This is a genomic window from Clostridium ganghwense, assembly GCF_026735165.1.
Classification (GTDB): domain Bacteria; phylum Bacillota; class Clostridia; order Clostridiales; family Clostridiaceae; genus Clostridium_H; species Clostridium_H ganghwense.
Genome location: NZ_JAPQES010000007.1, coordinates 262,387 through 280,290, shown reverse-complemented (window position 1 = coordinate 280,290; position 17,904 = coordinate 262,387). Strand labels below are relative to the sequence as shown.

General features: G+C 26.7%; 19 protein-coding genes. 13 read left to right on the top strand and 6 right to left on the bottom strand.

Going from position 1 to position 17,904, the window contains the following annotated elements:
* Positions 1 to 153: 153 nt before the first annotated feature.
* On the top strand, positions 154 to 1,158 hold the full coding sequence (gene pdaA / locus OXH55_RS18265) for a delta-lactam-biosynthetic de-N-acetylase (RefSeq protein WP_268051574.1): 1,005 nt from the start codon (positions 154 to 156) through the stop codon (positions 1,156 to 1,158).
* Positions 1,159 to 1,278: 120 nt separating this feature from the next.
* Positions 1,279 to 2,550 carry a DUF5050 domain-containing protein gene (locus tag OXH55_RS18260; RefSeq protein WP_268051573.1) on the top strand — a complete coding sequence of 424 codons (1,272 nt, stop codon included), beginning with the start codon at positions 1,279 to 1,281 and terminating at the stop codon, positions 2,548 to 2,550.
* A gap of 82 nt (positions 2,551 to 2,632) precedes the next feature.
* On the opposite strand, the gene OXH55_RS18255 is transcribed toward OXH55_RS18260, so the two are convergent.
* A complete protein-coding gene (locus OXH55_RS18255; RefSeq protein WP_268051572.1) occupies positions 2,633 to 3,457 on the bottom strand; it encodes a tyrosine-type recombinase/integrase in 825 nt (274 codons plus the stop codon).
* A gap of 614 nt (positions 3,458 to 4,071) precedes the next feature.
* Between OXH55_RS18255 and OXH55_RS18250 the strand changes: the two genes are divergently transcribed.
* Positions 4,072 to 4,248 (top strand): H-type small acid-soluble spore protein, encoded by a 177-nt coding sequence (locus OXH55_RS18250; RefSeq protein WP_268051571.1) that lies wholly within the window; start codon positions 4,072 to 4,074, stop codon positions 4,246 to 4,248.
* A gap of 151 nt (positions 4,249 to 4,399) precedes the next feature.
* Here OXH55_RS18250 and OXH55_RS18245 read toward each other — a convergent pair whose 3' ends face one another.
* Both OXH55_RS18245 and OXH55_RS18240 read right to left on the bottom strand, forming a co-directional pair.
* Positions 4,400 to 4,624 carry an alpha/beta-type small acid-soluble spore protein gene (locus OXH55_RS18245; protein WP_268051570.1) on the bottom strand — a complete coding sequence of 75 codons (225 nt, stop codon included), beginning with the start codon at positions 4,622 to 4,624 and terminating at the stop codon, positions 4,400 to 4,402.
* Between the two features lie 144 nt (positions 4,625 to 4,768).
* Positions 4,769 to 4,945, bottom strand: a complete 177-nt coding sequence (locus OXH55_RS18240) for an alpha/beta-type small acid-soluble spore protein (RefSeq protein ID WP_268051569.1) — start codon at positions 4,943 to 4,945, stop codon at positions 4,769 to 4,771.
* A 255-nt stretch (positions 4,946 to 5,200) separates the two neighbouring features.
* Here OXH55_RS18240 and OXH55_RS18235 point away from each other — a divergent pair, with 255 nt between their 5' ends.
* The 3 genes from OXH55_RS18235 to OXH55_RS18225 all read left to right on the top strand — a co-directional run bounded on the left by OXH55_RS18235 (position 5,201) and on the right by OXH55_RS18225 (position 5,974).
* Entirely contained in the window at positions 5,201 to 5,329 is a 129-nt protein-coding gene (locus tag OXH55_RS18235; RefSeq protein WP_268051568.1) for a hypothetical protein, read from the top strand.
* A gap of 138 nt (positions 5,330 to 5,467) precedes the next feature.
* Positions 5,468 to 5,593: a hypothetical protein gene (locus tag OXH55_RS18230; protein WP_268051567.1), complete on the top strand. Its 126-nt coding sequence runs from the start codon at positions 5,468 to 5,470 to the stop codon at positions 5,591 to 5,593.
* A 174-nt stretch (positions 5,594 to 5,767) separates the two neighbouring features.
* Positions 5,768 to 5,974 (top strand): hypothetical protein, encoded by a 207-nt coding sequence (locus tag OXH55_RS18225; protein WP_268051566.1) that lies wholly within the window; start codon positions 5,768 to 5,770, stop codon positions 5,972 to 5,974.
* Between the two features lie 73 nt (positions 5,975 to 6,047).
* On the opposite strand, the gene OXH55_RS18220 is transcribed toward OXH55_RS18225, so the two are convergent.
* The 3 genes from OXH55_RS18220 to OXH55_RS18210 form a co-directional block, all read right to left on the bottom strand.
* Positions 6,048 to 8,354, bottom strand: coding sequence for a glycoside hydrolase family 65 protein (locus tag OXH55_RS18220; protein ID WP_268051565.1), 2,307 nt, complete (start codon positions 8,352 to 8,354; stop codon positions 6,048 to 6,050).
* 255 nt (positions 8,355 to 8,609) lie between these two features.
* Positions 8,610 to 8,768 (bottom strand): hypothetical protein, encoded by a 159-nt coding sequence (locus OXH55_RS18215; RefSeq protein WP_268051564.1) that lies wholly within the window; start codon positions 8,766 to 8,768, stop codon positions 8,610 to 8,612.
* A 105-nt stretch (positions 8,769 to 8,873) separates the two neighbouring features.
* Positions 8,874 to 10,031 (bottom strand): THUMP domain-containing class I SAM-dependent RNA methyltransferase, encoded by a 1,158-nt coding sequence (locus tag OXH55_RS18210; protein ID WP_268051563.1) that lies wholly within the window; start codon positions 10,029 to 10,031, stop codon positions 8,874 to 8,876.
* Between the two features lie 331 nt (positions 10,032 to 10,362).
* On the opposite strand from OXH55_RS18210, the gene OXH55_RS18205 reads away from it, so the two are divergent.
* The 7 genes from OXH55_RS18205 to OXH55_RS18175 all read left to right on the top strand — a co-directional run bounded on the left by OXH55_RS18205 (position 10,363) and on the right by OXH55_RS18175 (position 17,904).
* On the top strand, positions 10,363 to 10,722 hold the full coding sequence (locus tag OXH55_RS18205; RefSeq protein WP_268051562.1) for an HNH endonuclease: 360 nt from the start codon (positions 10,363 to 10,365) through the stop codon (positions 10,720 to 10,722).
* A 122-nt stretch (positions 10,723 to 10,844) separates the two neighbouring features.
* A complete protein-coding gene (locus OXH55_RS18200; RefSeq protein ID WP_268051561.1) occupies positions 10,845 to 11,555 on the top strand; it encodes a pseudouridine synthase in 711 nt (236 codons plus the stop codon).
* 158 nt (positions 11,556 to 11,713) lie between these two features.
* Entirely contained in the window at positions 11,714 to 12,589 is an 876-nt protein-coding gene (locus OXH55_RS18195; RefSeq protein WP_268051559.1) for a MurR/RpiR family transcriptional regulator, read from the top strand.
* Positions 12,590 to 12,749: 160 nt separating this feature from the next.
* Entirely contained in the window at positions 12,750 to 13,976 is a 1,227-nt protein-coding gene (locus tag OXH55_RS18190; protein ID WP_268051558.1) for a BaiN/RdsA family NAD(P)/FAD-dependent oxidoreductase, read from the top strand.
* A gap of 86 nt (positions 13,977 to 14,062) precedes the next feature.
* On the top strand, positions 14,063 to 14,716 hold the full coding sequence (gene cmk / locus OXH55_RS18185; protein WP_268051557.1) for a (d)CMP kinase: 654 nt from the start codon (positions 14,063 to 14,065) through the stop codon (positions 14,714 to 14,716).
* 58 nt (positions 14,717 to 14,774) lie between these two features.
* Entirely contained in the window at positions 14,775 to 16,679 is a 1,905-nt protein-coding gene (locus OXH55_RS18180; protein ID WP_268051555.1) for a bifunctional 4-hydroxy-3-methylbut-2-enyl diphosphate reductase/30S ribosomal protein S1, read from the top strand.
* 160 nt (positions 16,680 to 16,839) lie between these two features.
* Complete coding sequence (locus OXH55_RS18175) at positions 16,840 to 17,904, top strand: CotS family spore coat protein (protein WP_268051554.1); 1,065 nt, start codon at positions 16,840 to 16,842, stop codon at positions 17,902 to 17,904.

Here is a 17,904-nt window from a genome sequence, read left to right as displayed (position 1 = left end):
TTTAATATCTTTGTGGTGTAACTGGATAGTATGGTTCTTAAATAAGAGATGAAAAATATGAATCATATTAATAAAATATAGAAAAATAAGTAGAAAATAATATAAAAAATGATAAAATTATAATAGAGGAAAATACATTAAGAAGGTGATAAATTGAAAAACAAATGCTTAATAAGCTTACTTTCTCTAACTTTAGCTTTTTCATTAATGGGTTGTAGTAGTGAAGTGCAGCAACCAGAAAACTCCAAAAAAAACACGATAACTCAATCTAAACCCGAAAATGAATCTACAATGAGTAAAAGTAAAGCCGTTATTAATGAGAAAGTTGTACAAGCTTCGAAAAATCCTGAAACAAAACAAATAATTACTGATGAAAAATCTGAACCCAAAAAGGAAGTAAAAAAAGAATCAGAAATTATTGAAGATGAAAAGAAAGAAATTGATGATATGAATAAATTTAATTTAAAAGATAGAGAATGGTTTTTTATGCCTAATAAAAAAGGGCTACAACCAGAAGAGCCACAGGAAGTATTAGATATAATAAAGGATAGGGATGCTTATTATGTTGGCAAAGCAGATGAAAAAGTATTATACCTAACTTTTGATGAAGGATATGAAAATGGATATAGTTCTAAAATATTAGATGTTTTAAAAAAGAATAATGTAAAGGCTGCTTTCTTTGTAACTGAACCATATATTAAAGAAAATAAAGATTTAGTCAAGAGAATGGTTGAGGAAGGACATATTGTTTGCAATCATTCAAAAAACCATACTTCTATGGCTAAATTAGCTAAATCTAATAAGTCAAAATTTGATAATGAAATATTATCTACTGAAAAAACTTTTGAAGAAGTCACAGGAAGCAAAATGGCTAAATTCTTTAGACCTCCTATGGGGGCATATAATGAACTTTCTTTGCACTATACACAGCAGCTGGGATATAAAACGATTTTCTGGAGTTCTGCTTATAGAGATTATGAACCAGAAGATCAACCTTCTCAAGAGTATGCTAAAAATTTAATACTACAAAGAACACATAATGGTTCTATTATACTGCTGCATGCAATATCAAAAACAAATACTGAAATTCTAGATTATTTAATACATGAGTGGAAGGATAGAGGATATAATTTTAGAATGCTAACAGAATTAGATTAATTTAGATAAAAATCTGCATTATGCAGATTTTTATTTTTAAAATAATAAAAGAGTTATAATTTATGTAAAAGTTAAATAATGTATAATTGTAATTGAACAATACAAATAGGGGGAGATTATATGAGAGGTAAATGGAAGTTATTAAGCGTATTTATTCTATTTTTTATAATAACTTTTAGTAAGGTGGTATATGCTGTAGGTGATGGAGAAGATCAAATAAAATCAATTCCTAAAAAAGTTAATGTGAATCCATACAAGGAATGGACAGTAACATGTAACGAGAAGCTTGACCGTAAAAGTGTCTATAATAACGTTAATGTATATGATGAATATTATGATAAAGTGGATACTTCAATAACAATTAGTAAAGATGGTACATCTTTTACAGTTCATCCACCTAAAGAAGGATATGAATACGATAGAGGTTACTATTTAGAAATAACAGCTTGTGTTGGAGGAATTAAATCAGCTTCGGGCAAATATTTAGATCAGGACACAGTTATGTATTTTAAAATTAAGGATAATCCAATTAAAAAATATAATCATGAATTGAATGAGAGAGGTAATACTTGTGGAAACATAAATAATGGAGGAGAATTTGTACAAAAAGGAGATTGGATTTATTATTGTGATTATGTAAATGGTTTATATAAAATGAAATCTAATGGAACAGAAAAATTTATGATAACTAACGATGTAGTAGATAATATAAATGTAATGGGGAATTGGATCTATTACAGAGATAATGGGCTATATAAAATAAAAACTGATGGAACAAATAAAACAGAATTAGATGATAATAATGTAGCAATCATAAATGTAGTAGGAGAGTGGATTTATTATATTAATATGAGTGATAGAGGTAAAATCTATAAAATGAAGATAGATGGAACTTCTAAAACTTCTCTAAGTCAATATGAATATGAGGCTTATAATCTTATTGTAGATGAAGGCTGGATGTATTTTAGTAATACTTTAAATGGATATAGTATATATAAGATGAAAACTGATGGAACTCAATTAGTTAAATTAAATAGTGATGAATCATATGACGTAAATGTAATAGATGATTGGATTTACTATTGCAATTTTTCGGATAATAAAAAGCTTTATAAAATGAGAGTAGATGGAACTGGAAAGATTGAACTAAGTGATAGTCAAGTGTGTAATGTTAATGTTTTGGGAAACAATGTTTATTTTATCAATGCTACAGGTATCAGAAAGGGAGGGGACTTATATAGAATTAGTATTGATGGAGAACAAGAAACTCAGTTAGATGATGCTATGATATATTCAGTTAATGTATTGAATGGCTGGATTTATTGCAGAGCTTATGACGGTAAGGACTTTAAAATAAAAATTGATGGAACACAAAGGCAAGTAATAAAATAACATCATATATTTATATATACTAAGTAAAGCTACTAAAAAAACTAAAGATAAAATCTTAAAAAGATTTTTATCTTTAGTTTTTTTATATATCATTAATTATATTAATTAGTTCTTTTTTGGTCTTACGAGTGTATATTCTAGTTGTATTTATATTGTGATGTCCTGCGATATCTGCTATGGTACTAATATCAATCCCTTTATCTGCTAAGTTTTTGCAATACAAATGTCTAAAATTGTGAGCATGTGCTTTGCTCTTTTTTATCTTTGCTTGACCTGCATAATATTTTATTGTATTATGTACGGTTTGTCTATTTATAGGACCTCGTATACCTGTAAATAATGTAGTACCTTTTTTAATTCTTACTTGTATATAACTATTCCAAATTTCTCTTAGCCTGTCTGGTATAAATACTTCTCTATGTTTTGAACCTTTTCCAATTATACCAATAGAATCTTTATTTATATCATGAATTGTAAGTTGCAACATTTCTGATACTCTCATTCCTGTATAATATAAGGTGTATATTATAGCGCTTGCTCTTATATCATCTTTTTTATATGCAGCTTTTATCATTCTTTCAACATCATGATTGCTTAACATATCGTCCAGGAAATTTTGAGCTTGGACTTTTTCTTGTTTTACATCAACGGCTATATTATTAAATTTAAAGAATTGATTAAGGGATACTAATTTTCTGTTTACAGTTTTAATATTTAAATTTTTATCATAAATCAAATGATTCTTGAAATTTTCTACATCTGTATTATGTAATCTATTTAATTCTTTTTTGTTTTGCTTTAAGTATTGAATGAATTGCTTAATATCTCTTAAATAACTATCAATGGTCTTATCGCTTTTATTATTTCTAGCAAGAAAAATGCTGAATTTAACTAAATATTCCCCCAAGTTTTGCAAACCTCCAGTGATTTTATATTATTTGTATTAAAATAGCTTCTAACCCTTGATATTACTATATCATACCGCTATATATTTTACAATACATAATATACATTATGTATTGTAAAAGCGTTGTAAAGTTTAAAGTGTATTTTATATAATGATACACATTATATAAAATACATAATTGATTATATAAAAATGTGAATTTTAAAATATTCATAATCACACAAAACTACATTTGTTACATTTTAAAAATTATTTTTTTATATAAATTTAAATGTGATATTAATTAACTTTAACAATACATTTATATATTTTAGCTTACTATTGTTTATTTTAAACTAAGAAAATAGGGGTGAAATATATATGTATGAAACAAATAGATGAAGACAATAAAAACACATGGTAGAATATGAAAACACATAATATTAAACTTGCAATATTCATTCCATATTATGTAAAACATATAAAAATTCCCGAGGGGTTATAATTTTACATGAAAGTTTAAGGTAGATTAAATTCAAATAAATAAGTAAATACAGTATTATGTTTTTCATATTTAACGAGAAGAATAAATTGAATATATTATATTAATACTACATATGTAGGGAGGTATTATTATGATTAAAGAAAGAGCAGAAGAAATAATTGATTCATTAGGCGTAATAAATGTAACATATAAAAACAATCCTATATGGATTAAATATATCGAAAGGGAGAATGAAACCGCTCATATAAAGAATTTGAAAACAAACGAGAGTATGGAAGTAGCTATTTCTGATTTAAACGAGGATTGATTTTTCATTTTGTAGTAGCATATAATAAATTCACATAATATTAGTTTAAGTCTCAAGCACAATGCCTGAGACTTAAACTAAGGTGACAAATATGGGACTGGATATTTAAATTATTGACATGTATTAGAATTTTATACATATAGATATCTAATTATTTTTTATTTATCATATTACTTTCAACAGAAGCAATCATTCTTTTTACCATCTCTCCTCCAACATTTCCACCTCTAGCCATTTTACTAGCTATTTTTGTTGGTACGTCTCCCATATACTCATGTTCTTCCGTTTGTTCTTCTAATCCCATATCTTTAGCAACTTCTATTTTGAATTTATTTAATTCTTCTTTTGATTTTGGTACAGCAGGTCTCTTTGACAAATGAATTCTCTCCTTTATTCATATTAATATACTCTGTAAACAATTTAAGAATGTAAAATAACTATATTAATGTATTATGCAAATAGGCATGTAGTTTAAAAACTACATGCCTATTTTGTTATTTATACTATATTTAAGTTAAGATTATAAATTTCTTTCGTATGCTTCTACCATTCTTTTAACCATTTCTCCACCAACACTGCCACATTGTTTTGAAGTAAGATCTCCATTGTAATCTGTAAAAGGAACACCAAGTTCATTAGCTACTTCCATTTTGAATTTATTCAAACCACTTCTAGCTTCTGGAACTAAATGTTTCATATATAATTCCTCCTTTATACTTCATATTTTACAGTGTGTTATGGCTTTAATTATTTTGTCACTATTATATTGTGAAAAATCAGCATTAAGTATGCTGATATATTAATGGATACCATGGTATTAAGTTTTAAAATATCCATCAAGGAAATAAAGATGCATAATTTTATTTGTAGTATAAAAGGTTTTGCAATGGAAAACCTAATAAAGAAAGAAGAAAAAATAATTGTGGTAGTTTTATTAGAAAGGGGTATGTAAATGACTGATCATCAACATGCAGGAAATACTAGGACTAGTAGCATAAGTTATAAAAATAGCCCTCATAAGCCTAAAGAACATAAATCTCATAAAAAAGTTTTATCAAAACTTGATAAAACGACAGAATAAGAGTTGAGATACTATTTTTGTAACTAAATAAATTTTTGATACAAAATAAAAGCAGTAGTAAAATAAGAGTTATTAATAATAAAATAATAAAGCATAACACTAATTCGAATGGTAATATGAAAGGAATGTAAAAAAAATATGCCTATTAATAAAAAACTTACTAATAAACAGGTAGCTGCTCAAGGAGTTAAGAGAACTGATAATGGAAGTAATGGTAATTTAAATGAATCTGATAGTAGATTAAAGCATAAAGTAAAAAAATAACTTTATTTAACTTAAGTTTTTTTAATAAAATGTATATAATGGATATGGTAAATAAAATAACTTTCAGCTATTTTAAAAGTAAAATAGTCGAAAGTTATTTTATTTATAGATATTTAATCATATGAGAATAAAATTCCCTTGACTGAATATAAATTTACCGAGGGAGGGAATAATATGAAATTAAGTTTTTTCTATAAGTGTAAAAACGGTAAAGTTATTGGTAAAGATGCTAAATACAACGAGGAATTAGAGGAAAATTTAAAGAATTTACAAAATTTATCTGAGCTTTTAGAGGAAAAAGAGATTGATGATAATGATAAAAATAAACTACTGAATAAAGATTTAGAAGAAATTATTAAGGAATTAAGAAAAAATAAATAGAATAATACTTGTAAAAAAAGAGTAGGAATGTTTAATTTCCCCACTCTTTTTTTACTTTAAAAACTATGAAATTTTATCTTCTAATATTTAAAGTTTCATACCCTTTAATTGTATAATTTTTATCATAAATAGAAAGTAGAACTTCTTTATCAGTTTCATTATTGATATCTATGTTATTGCTAGTAACATCAACTTTTAGTAAACTTCCTCTATACATAACTTTAAATGAATAACCTTCCCATTGATCAGGAATAAGTGGATTTAAAATCAACTTATCATTTTTAACTCTTAGTCCACCAAAACCTTGTACAAATGCCATCCAAGTTCCAGCCATGCTTGTTGTGTGACAGCCATCACAAGTATCATTGTTGTAGTTATCAAGGTCAAGTCTAGCTGTTCTAAGATACATTTCATATGCCTTTTCAACGTTTCCTATTTTGCTCGCTAAGATAGTATGGATACATGGTGATAAAGAAGATTCATGCACTGTTCTTGGTTCATAAAACTCAAAATTTCTTTTTACTGTATCTATATTATATCTGTCTTCTAAGAAGTATAGTCCTTGAAGTACGTCTGCTTGCTTAATAAAGCAAGAACGTAGAATTCTATCCCATGACCATTTTTGATTTAGAGGTAAGTGTTTTGAGTCTAAATCTTTAACTAAAACTTGTTCTTTATCCATATACCCATCTTGTTGTAAGAATACACCTAGATTTTTATCTTCTGGGTAATACATATTTTCAATAATATGTTGCCAATTCTCTAATTCTTCAGGTGATATATTTAATTTGTTTTCTAATTCATTAAATCTTTTAATATCATTTTCTTTAAGATAATTAATAACATCTATAGTATATTCTAAAGTCCATGTAGCTATTGTGTTCGTATACCAGTTATTATTAACGTTATTTTCATATTCATTTGGGCCTGTAACGCCTAACATAACATATTTATTTTTTCCTGTAGAGAAATTAACTCTTTGAGCCCAAAATCTTGAAATTCCTACAAGAACATCAAGGCCGTATTCACCAAGATAGCTTTTATCTCCGGTATAATTAACATAATTATATATTCCATAAGCTATAGCTCCATTTCTGTGAATTTCTTCAAAAGTAATTTCCCATTCATTATGACATTCTTCACCATTCATAGTAACCATAGGATATAGAGCGCTACCATTTGTAAAACCTAATTTCTCAGCGTTTTCTATTGCTTTATCTAATTGTTTATATCTATATAAAAGAAGGTTTTTGGAAACCTTTTCTTCAGCAGTACTTAAATAGAATGGAAGACAATATGCTTCGGTATCCCAGTAAGTACTTCCTCCATATTTTTCACCAGTAAATCCTTTTGGACCTATGTTAAGTCTTTCATCTTGACCAGTATAAGTTTGGTTTAATTGGAATATATTAAATCTAATTGCTTGTTGAGCTTCTACATCTCCTTTAATAATAATATCACTGTGTGTCCATTTTTCATCCCAAGCTTTAACTTGCTCCTCAAATAAAGTTTGGAAACCTGCATTTTGTGCTTGAAGAGATAAATCTTCTGTTACTTCTCTAAGTGTATCTATATCGTAATATCTCGAAGAAGTATTTGCTACATATTTATAGACTACTATTTCATCGTTTTTGCAGCAATCGATTTTTGCTGTATTTGAGATATACTTGTCTTTTTGGAAAGTGTCTATTGATGTATTTAATTTTTCACCATTTTTTGTTATGTCAAATCGCATATAAGAGCAAATATTAAAATCTAGTTTTTTGGTTTTCAACATAACATAACCTTCGTATGGTTTTACGCCTTTTAATACTTCTAGCCAAAATTTTTCATCGTAATTTGAGTCTTTATTAATTATATCACCATCTAAATAAGGTGTGATTTCTATGCAACCATCAAAATTGATAGGGGAGATTGAATATTTAATGGTTCCTATTTCATTACGCGCCATACTTATAAAACGTTTTGAATTTACTCTTATTTCTTTTCCGTTTTTTAATATAGCGTTAAAAGCTCTTTCTAAATATCCTTCTTTCATGTGCAAAATTCTAGTGAAATTTTTTACTTCACACTCACCAAGGTTAAGAGATTCACCATCAATTACTATGTTAATTCCAATCCAATTTGTTGAATTTAAAACTTTTGCAAAATATTCAGGATAGCCATTTTTCCACCAGCCTACTCTTGTTTTATCAGGGAAATATACTCCTGCAATATAACTTCCTTGTAATGAGTTTCCGCTATATTCTTCTTCAAAGTTGGCTCTTTGTCCCATAAATCCGTTTCCTAAACTAAATATACTTTCGGATATTTCATTATTTTCAGGATTAAAACCTTCTTCAATAATATTCCATTCATCTAATTTCAAGTATTGTTTCATTTTTAATTAGTACCTCCTTTTATATATTGTATATTAATTTAATGATAGCTATATGATTTGCACAAACGTTTGCATAAATTCTAAAAAATTAAAGTTAGAACTTATCTAACTACAATATTATCTATGTTCGTGCAAAAATTAATTTTATTATATTATAAGTATATCATAAATTATATAAAACGTTAACACTTGAATTTAAATAATATTAATTTTTATAAGTAGTGACTAATATAAAAACAATAAGGCTTAAAATAATTAAGCCTTATTGTTTTTAGTTTTATTGTTTGCTGGATTAATTTCAGTTACTAATCCTTCAGAAGCCATTTCATAACTAGTGGAATTGGGATTTAAAATATTTGCTCGATTATCATTATTTTTTTTTGTTGCTTTTTTAGGTTGAGTTTTTTTTCCCATATTTATCTCCCTTATATAATGATTATATTTATTCAAATATAATATTCCACTATATATAACTTCTTATTCGCTGAAATATAACAAAAATTTTTAGGAGATATAATACTAACTATTTGATTTAGTATTCCTCTTAGGTGGTTTAGGACCTAAATATTGATAGTAATAGCATTGAATTCTTCCATTATAGAGTTTTCTATTTTTATCAGATTTTTTATTAAAACATTTTTCAAACTCATCATATGAAGTGATTATAAAGTAAGACCAAGTATCTAATTTAGTAAATACTCTTCCCATATCTTTGTAAAGAACTTCCACTTCTTTAATTTCATTTAATCTTTCACCATATGGAGGATTACATACTATAGTTCCATAATGTTTATGTGAATTTAAAGAAGTAACAGGTTGAGTTTGAAAATGAATACAGTCATCAACTCCAGCTTTAATTGCATTTTGTCGTGCAATCGGAACTATTCTACTATCAATATCATATCCAAATATATTAAACTCTTTATCATATATTATTGCTTCATAAGCTTCTTTTCTTACTTTTTTCCATGTAAGGCTAGAAATAATAAACTCCCATTCTTCACAGGCAAATTTTCTATTGAGACCTGGAGCAATATTTCTAGCTATCAAAGCAGCTTCGATAGGAATAGTACCTGAACCGCAAAATGGATCAATAAAATTTCTATCATATCTCCATCCACTTAAAATTACCATAGCTGCTGCTAAAGTTTCTTTTAATGGAGCAGCACTACCCTTTTCTCTGTAACCACGCCTATGTAATGCATCACCACTAGTATCTAAAGAAATAGTGACCGTATCATTTAATATTGATACAAGGATAGGATATACGCTTCCACTTTCACTAAACCATTCAGTGTCATAGGTCTCCTTCAGCTTTTCTACAATGGATTTTTTTACAATAGATTGTATATCAGAAAGACTAAAAAGTTGAGATTTAACTGATTTAGCATTAACTATAAAATTAGCATCCTCTGGTAAATAATCAGCCCATTCAATTTTTTTTGCACCTTGAAATAAATCTTCAAAGCTAGTAGCTTTAAATTCTGCTAATTTAATAAAAACTCTATCAGCACATCTAAGCCAAAGATTGGACTTACATATGCACTCTTCATCTCCCCAATATGAAACTTTACCATTTTCAACTTTCAAATCTTTATATCCTAAGCGCTTTAATTCTTTTGCGACAATTGATTCTAAACCGAATGCCGCTGTGGCAATCAACTCGTATTTAGCCATTTGATTGTTCCGCCTTCCTTTATAGTTTTTTTTACCTATTTAATATATCATTAGATACCATAAAAAACAATAAAAGTACATTTTAAAGTAAATATGTTTTTAATGATTCATAAAATTTTAAATAAATAGTACAATAAATATATAGGGGGGATAATTATGAAAATAAAGGTATTGAAATGGTTCCTATTTGTAATTGGATTTAGTGGAATTGGATTTGCAATGGGGTATTTTTGGTTTAGTAAATTATTAGCAAGTAATTAATATATACTAAATAAAAATGTTAATAAACTAGTATAACTTTATTTTCTATATAAAATAGGAGAAGAATACTATGAAAAATTGTGTTTTATGTGGAAAACTAGGCGAAAAACATCATATAGTATATAAAAGTCAAGGAGGATTGGATATTCCTTTAAATTATATATATTTATGTTTTGAGCATCATAGAGGGATAAATGGTCCTCATAAAAACAGATATGTAGATAAAGAATACAAATTAAATCTTCAAGAAGAATTAATAAGATTACTAAAAAAAGATTATTATGATATAGAAGAATTAAAAAAAATACTAAATATCAATCCATACCAAGCTAAAATAGTACAAATAAATTTAAATAAATATAAATTAGGATATAAAAAAATAGAAGTTATTAAAAGAATTATGGGTGGAAAAATATATGTAAAAAAGTAATTAAATAATATTTATTGTGTAATTTAACTAAAAATATATGTTGAGTTTAAATTTATATAATTGATAAAAATTACAAATGTATATATAATTATTCCATAAATAAAATTATGTAGGTGATATAAATGAAAGAACGACTTCAAAAATATATGGCTTCTTGTGGTGTAGCTTCCAGAAGAAAATGTGAAAGTATTATATTAGAAGGAAAAGTTAAGGTTAATGATACTATAGTTCGTGAGCTTGGAGTAAAGGTTGATCTATTAAAAGATAAGGTATATGTAGATTCTAAATTAATTACTAAGGAAGAAAATAAAGTATATATAGCTTTAAATAAGCCAGAAGGATATGTTTCTACAGTTAAAGATGAAAAAGGTAGAAAAACTATTTTAGATTTAATAAATGTAAAAGAGAGGATATATCCAATAGGCAGGTTAGATTATGATACTTCTGGTATTATAATTCTTACTAATGACGGAGATATATATAATAAAATTATACATCCAAGACATGAAATCGATAAAGTATATATAGCTATTATTAAAGGAATTCCATCTAATGAAAAGATTAAAGAGTTTTGTAATGGTGTAGATATAGGAGGATATATCACAGCTAATGCTGATTTTAAAATAATAAAAAAATTTAAAAATAGCTGTGAAGTAAAGATAATAATTCATGAAGGTAAAAATAGACAAATCAGAAGAATGTGTGATAAAATTGGTCATCCTGTTATAGCATTAAAGCGACATTCTATAGGTAAATTAACTTTGGATAATTTACCTATAGGTCAATGGAGATATTTGAAAGAAGCTGAGGAGAATTATTTAAAAAATTTATAAATGATATTTGTATTTATTTAAGAAATAACTAATTTAAATAGATAGAGTTATAAGTGGAGTATTTTAAAATGAAACTTAACTTGCTAAAAATTTTAATTGGTGTTAAAATGAAATAAAAATTTCATTTTATTGCAAGACAAGAAAGGATTGAATAAACGATGGATGACAATAATCAGGATTTAATGAGAACAATACAAATGAAATTCCCTAGATTAAGTAAAGGTCAAAAATTGATAGCTGAATACATATTAAAGCACTATGATAAAGCTGCTTTTATGACTGCCGCAAAGCTCGGTACAAGCGTAGGCGTTAGTGAATCTACTGTAGTTAGATTTGCAAATGAATTAGGATTTAGTGGATATCCTAAGTTGCAAAAAGCCCTTCATGATTTAATAAAAAATAAATTAACCACTGTACAAAGAATAGAATTATCAAACAATCTTATAAACCAGGAAAATGCTTTGAAAGGCGTACTTAAAGCAGATATGGAAAATATAAGAGCTACTTTGGAAAAAATTAATCATAAAGATTTTGAGGAAATAGTAAATTGTATTTTTGAAGCTAAAAGAATTTATATTATTGGTCTTAGAAGTTCTACTGTTTTAGCAGAATTTTTAGGCTATTATTTAAATGTTATGTTAGATAATGTAAAGATTGTAAAACATGGAATCAGTGATGCTATTGACCAAATGATAAATATAACAGATGAAGATTTAGTAATTGGAATTGGATTTCCTCGTTATTCTGCAAGAACTATAGAAGCATTGTCATATGTTCAAAACAAGGGTACAAAAGTAGTTGCAATAACAGATAGCTTACTATCACCATTAGCTACTAGAGCTGAATATACACTTATTGCTCAAAGCAACATGGCTTCTTTTGTTGATTCATTAGTTGCACCACTTAGTGTAATAAATGCATTAATTGTTGCTGTTGGTTTGCGAGAAAAAGAAAAAATATCTAGTACTTATAAGGAATTAGAAGGTATTTGGGAAGAATATCAAGTATATTCACATAAAAAAGAGGATTTGTAATAAGAAAAAGTAAGAAATTATTACAATAATAATTTCTTACTTTATTTTTTTATTATATATCATTATATGCTTGAATAAAGTAATGTCTTATATTAAATTATAATAGTAAATATACTAAATATTATATAAGATATATTGTTAAAGAAAATGAGGTGAATAGATGAAAAAAGTTGTAGTTATAGGTGGAGGTCCTGCAGGTATGATGGCAGCAATTTTTGCTGCTAAAAAATACGAGGTAACTTTGATAGAAAAAAATAATAAACTAGGGAAAAAATTATTTATTACAGGCAAAGGTAGATGTAATATCACTAATAACAAAGATATAAGCGATTTTTTTGAATACATACCTGTTAATCCTAGTTTTTTATATAGTAGCTTATATTCCTTTACTAATGAAAATGTAATGAGTTTTTTTAAAAAGCTTGGAGTAGAACTAAAAGTTGAACGTGGTGATAGAGTATTTCCAAAATCTGATAAATCCTCTGATATTATAAAAGCTTTTGAAAATGAACTGAATAAAAAAAACATTAATATAATGCTTAATTCTCATGTGAAAAAAATAATAAGCAAGGATAAAAATATTATAAAAGTAGTTTTACAAGATAATACTGAAATTACAGGTGATTACTTTATTGTTACAACCGGAGGTAAGTCTTATCCTCAAACTGGTTCCACTGGAGAAGGATTATTATTTTCTAAGGAATTAGGTCACCATATAGTTACACCTAAACCAGCATTAGTTCCTATTGAGGTAAAGGAAAACTGGATAAAAGACCTTCAAGGACTTTCTTTAAAAAATGTTTCTTTTTTAATAAAGGATGAAAGAGGAAAAATTCTTTATGAAGAATTTGGAGAAATGTTATTTACACACTTTGGTATATCAGGTCCTATAGTATTAAGTGGAAGTAGAATTGTTAATACTAAATCTAACCTTAAGGCGGTTATAAATTTAAAACCAGCATTAACTCATGAAGAACTTGATAAAAGGATACAAAAAGATTTTAATAAGTATTGTAATAAAGATTTTAAAAATTCTCTTAATGATTTATTACCGCAAAAGCTTATAGGTAAAATTGTGGAATTAAGTGGAATAGATGAAAACAAGAAAGTTAACTCTATTACAAAGGAAGAAAGAAAAAAACTTATATATTTATTACAGAACTTTGAATTGGATATTAAAGGATTAAGACCTATTGCTGAAGCTATAGTGACAACTGGAGGAATAAATGTAAAAGAAGTAGATCCTTCTAATATGAAATCTAAAATAATAGATAATTTATATTTTGCCGGTGAAATACTTGATGTAGATGCATATACAGGAGGGTTTAATCTTCAAATAGCATTATCTACTGGTTATTTAGCTGGTATATCTATAGGTGAGCAATAAATATTATATTACAAATAAGAGGAATTTAATATTTTCCCTAGAATATATAATATAAATATTGCTGTGTTAGAAAGGCGGAATTAATTTTGAGAATAACGGTTGCAATTGACGGTCCAGCAGGAGCAGGTAAAAGTACAATAGCTAAAATGGTTGGTGAAAAATTCAATCTTATGTACATAAATACTGGTTCAATGTACCGTGCTGTTACATTAAAAGCTATGGAAAAAGATATTTCTTATACAGATGTAAATAATTTATGTGATTTAATAGATACTATGGAAATGCACTTTGAAAACGATGAATTAATATTAAATGGAAAAAATGTTAATGAAAAATTAACAATGCCTAATATTAGTTCTAATGTTTCTAATTATGCTTCCATAGCAGAAGTTAGAGAAAAGTTAGTTTATCTACAAAGACAAATTTCAAAAAAATATAATGTAATAATGGATGGTAGAGATATTGGAACAGTAGTATTAAAAGATGCTGCTTTTAAATTCTTTTTAACTGCTTCTCCAGAAGAAAGAGCTAGGAGAAGATATAAAGAATTAATAGCCAAAAAAATAGATGTAAATTATGAACATATTTTAGATGAAATTAAAAGAAGAGATTATATTGATTCAAATCGGGAAATTGATCCACTAACTAAAGCTAAAGATGCTATAGAAATTGACTCTACATCTATGACCATTAAAGAAGTTGTAGAAAAAATATGCACACATATAACTTTAAATCTGTGATACATATATAAATATTAAACTATATAATAAATAATGAGTAACTAAAGGTTGTGAATCTATGAAAAATGTAGTATTAGCTGATAAAGCTGGCTTTTGTTTTGGTGTAAAAAGAGCTGTAGATAAAGCATTAAGTTTTAAAGAGAAATATAATAAAAGAATATATACTTTAGGACCTTTAATTCATAATAAGGATGTAGTAGAATATTTAAAATCTAAGGAGATATATCCTATAGAACTTGATAAAGTAAATCAATTAGAAGAAGGAGATGTAGTTATTATTAGATCTCATGGTACTTCTTCTAAAGTAATCCAAATGTTACAAAATAAAAATTTAATAATTGCAGATGCAACATGTCCACATGTATCAAAGATTCATGAAAAAGTCAAAAAATATTACGAACTTGGATATGATATAATCATCGTTGGAGATTTAAATCATCCTGAGGTAATAGGAATTAATGGATGGTGTAGTGATTCAGCTTTAATAACTAAAGATGGCTCAAATATTGAAAATATAAATAATAAAGTATGTGTTGTTTCTCAAACTACAGAAAAGCAAGAAAATTGGCAAAAAGTAATTAATATTATAACTTCTAAGACTAGAGAATTTATAGCTATAAATACTATATGCAATGCTACACAGATACGGCAAAAATCTGCATCTGAACTTTCTAAAAAAGTTGATAGCATGATAGTTTTAGGAGGATATCATAGCTCAAATACAACAAAATTATTTGAAATTTGCAAACAAAATTGTAATAATACTATTCATGTTGAGAATGCAGGACAAATACCTGCTAAAATAATTAAAAATAGTGAAAACATAGGTGTTACAGCTGGTGCTTCGACACCTGATTGGATTATAAAGGAGGCAATTGCAAAGATGAGTGAAAACAAAGAGTATGAATTCAATGAACAACTAGCTTATATGGATCAAAATGACGTACAAATTGCAGTGGGCGATAAAGTAAAAGGGGAAATAATTTCTTTAAATGAAAAAGAAGCTTTTGTTAACATTGGATATAAAAAAGATGGGATTTTACCTCTTAAAGAAGTTTCAAAAGATGAAAACATTGTTCTAACAGATATCTTTAATGTTGGAAATGAAGTAGAAACTAAAATAATTAGTTTAAGAAATGATGATGGATACGTTGTTCTATCCAAAATAGAAATTGAAAGAGAAGAGGCTTATGCTGAACTAAAAGATGCCTTCAACAATAAAACAACATTAAAAATTGTAATTAATGAAACAGTTAAAGGCGGAGTAATTGGAAGATATAAAGGGGTTAGAGTATTTATTCCAGCCTCACATATTGAATTGTTCCATATAAATGATTTAAGTTCCTACATAGGAAAAACTTTAGATATAACTATTATTGAGTACAAAGTTCAAAGAAAAGGTACTAAAATAGTAGCATCAAGAAGACAATTATTAACTAATGAAAAAAAAGAAAGAGAATGTAAGGCTTGGCAATCTCTTGAAAAAGGTCAGACAATTGATGGAGAAGTAAAAAGATTAACTAACTTCGGGGCATTTGTTGACATAAATGGTATTGATGGTTTGTTACATGTTTCAGAAATTTCTTGGGGAAGAATTGCTAAACCTGAAGATGTACTTACAGTAGGAAGTAAAGTTAAAGTTTATATATTAGATTTAGATAAAGAAAATAAAAAATTATCTTTAAGCATGAAGAAATTAATTGCTAACCCTTGGAATAATGCTGAAGAAAAATATCCTATAGGAAATATTGTTCTTGGAAAAGTTGTTCGCTTTGCAGACTTTGGTGCATTTATCGAAATAGAACCTGGAGTAGATGGTTTAGTGCATATTTCAGAGATAAGTCATAAGAGAATAAACAAACCAAGTGATGTATTAAATATAGGAGATGAAGTTAAAGCTAAGATCTTGAATGTAAGTAATGGTGAAAAGAAAATTAGCTTAAGTATAAAAGAAGTGGAATAAAAGAATAATGAGGAATCAAAGGGTAAGGATTTAGTGTAGAATATTTCCTTACCCTTTCAACTTATTAAATTACGTCTTTACCATATATACTGTATTTTTAGTAATATTATTTTATTTTGAATAATATATAATTTAATAGTAGTGATATGGGGGGAAAGTTATGGTAAAGGGGCGTAGAAAAGTTACTTATTCTGAAAATTTTTCAAAAAATGAAAATGCAGTAATTAAAAGAGTATTAGATAGATACAACTTCAATATTATCAGTTGTAAAAAGGCACGAAGTGCATATAAAGTGCAAACCACAGATGGTAATATTTTTTTAAAGAGATTTAAGCATGGGAGAAATAAAGCTGAAAACGGAAGTGTTTTAGTTGAAGAATTAGCTAAAAATGATTTTCATAATACTGCTCAATTTATTAAGACAAAAAATGATAATTTATTTGTAAAGTATAGAAAGTTTTTTTTCTATGCAACAGAATGGATTAATGGTGATGAATGTGAGTTATCTCAAATAGATGAAGCTCACAATTGTGCAAAACTTCTCGCTGAATTTCATTTAGCGGCGTCTAAAATTGATACAAAAAAAATAAGAATTCAAAATAATTTAAAAAACTGGCCGCAAATATATAGAAATAAGCTATATGATTTACCTAAATACGAAAAAATAATTTCAAAAAAGAAGATTAAGAATGATTTTGATTTAACATATATGAATAATATAGAGAATTTTTACAATACAGGATTGATTACTCTTAGGATACTAAACGATTCTGAGTATTACCGATTATCTAAAAAAGCTGAAAAAGAACATACAATTTGTCATAATAGCTTTTATTATCAAAATATAATAAAGAAAGAAAATGAATATTATATAATAGATTTAGATAGTATTATTATTGACTTGCAAGTAAATGATTTGGGTAAATTTATAAGAAGACTTATGAGTAAGCGAGAGTATAAGTGGGATTTTGAAAAAGCTAAAAAGATTATAGAAGGATACAATTCAGTCAATAAATTAACTAAAGGTGAACTTAAAATAATGTTGGCGCTCATAATTTTTCCACATAAATTCTGGAAATTAGGTCGTAAAAGATATATTAAATACAAAAATTGGAGTGAGCAAAAATATTCTCATAAACTTAATAAAGTAATTCATAATGGTGAACTTCAACAGAAATTTTTAGAAGATTATCTTAAATTTTTAGATAGTTATACTTACGAATAA

What these genes read in the sequence shown, in the direction of transcription:
- OXH55_RS18260 (WP_268051573.1), top strand. Translation starts at nt 1,279, where the DNA reads ATGAGAGGTAAATGGAAGTTATTAAGCGTATTTATTCTATTTTTTATA.
- OXH55_RS18250 (WP_268051571.1), top strand. Translation starts at nt 4,072, where the DNA reads ATGATTAAAGAAAGAGCAGAAGAAATAATTGATTCATTAGGCGTAATA.
- OXH55_RS18240 (WP_268051569.1), bottom strand. Translation starts at nt 4,945, where the DNA reads ATGAAACATTTAGTTCCAGAAGCTAGAAGTGGTTTGAATAAATTCAAA.
- OXH55_RS18235 (WP_268051568.1), top strand. Translation starts at nt 5,201, where the DNA reads ATGACTGATCATCAACATGCAGGAAATACTAGGACTAGTAGCATAAGT.
- OXH55_RS18230 (WP_268051567.1), top strand. Translation starts at nt 5,468, where the DNA reads ATGCCTATTAATAAAAAACTTACTAATAAACAGGTAGCTGCTCAAGGA.
- OXH55_RS18225 (WP_268051566.1), top strand. Translation starts at nt 5,768, where the DNA reads ATGAAATTAAGTTTTTTCTATAAGTGTAAAAACGGTAAAGTTATTGGT.
- OXH55_RS18220 (WP_268051565.1), bottom strand. Translation starts at nt 8,354, where the DNA reads ATGAAACAATACTTGAAATTAGATGAATGGAATATTATTGAAGAAGGT.
- OXH55_RS18215 (WP_268051564.1), bottom strand. Translation starts at nt 8,768, where the DNA reads ATGGGAAAAAAAACTCAACCTAAAAAAGCAACAAAAAAAAATAATGAT.
- OXH55_RS18210 (WP_268051563.1), bottom strand. Translation starts at nt 10,031, where the DNA reads ATGGCTAAATACGAGTTGATTGCCACAGCGGCATTCGGTTTAGAATCA.
- OXH55_RS18205 (WP_268051562.1), top strand. Translation starts at nt 10,363, where the DNA reads ATGAAAAATTGTGTTTTATGTGGAAAACTAGGCGAAAAACATCATATA.
- OXH55_RS18200 (WP_268051561.1), top strand. Translation starts at nt 10,845, where the DNA reads ATGAAAGAACGACTTCAAAAATATATGGCTTCTTGTGGTGTAGCTTCC.
- OXH55_RS18195 (WP_268051559.1), top strand. Translation starts at nt 11,714, where the DNA reads ATGGATGACAATAATCAGGATTTAATGAGAACAATACAAATGAAATTC.
- OXH55_RS18190 (WP_268051558.1), top strand. Translation starts at nt 12,750, where the DNA reads ATGAAAAAAGTTGTAGTTATAGGTGGAGGTCCTGCAGGTATGATGGCA.
- OXH55_RS18180 (WP_268051555.1), top strand. Translation starts at nt 14,775, where the DNA reads ATGAAAAATGTAGTATTAGCTGATAAAGCTGGCTTTTGTTTTGGTGTA.
- OXH55_RS18175 (WP_268051554.1), top strand. Translation starts at nt 16,840, where the DNA reads ATGGTAAAGGGGCGTAGAAAAGTTACTTATTCTGAAAATTTTTCAAAA.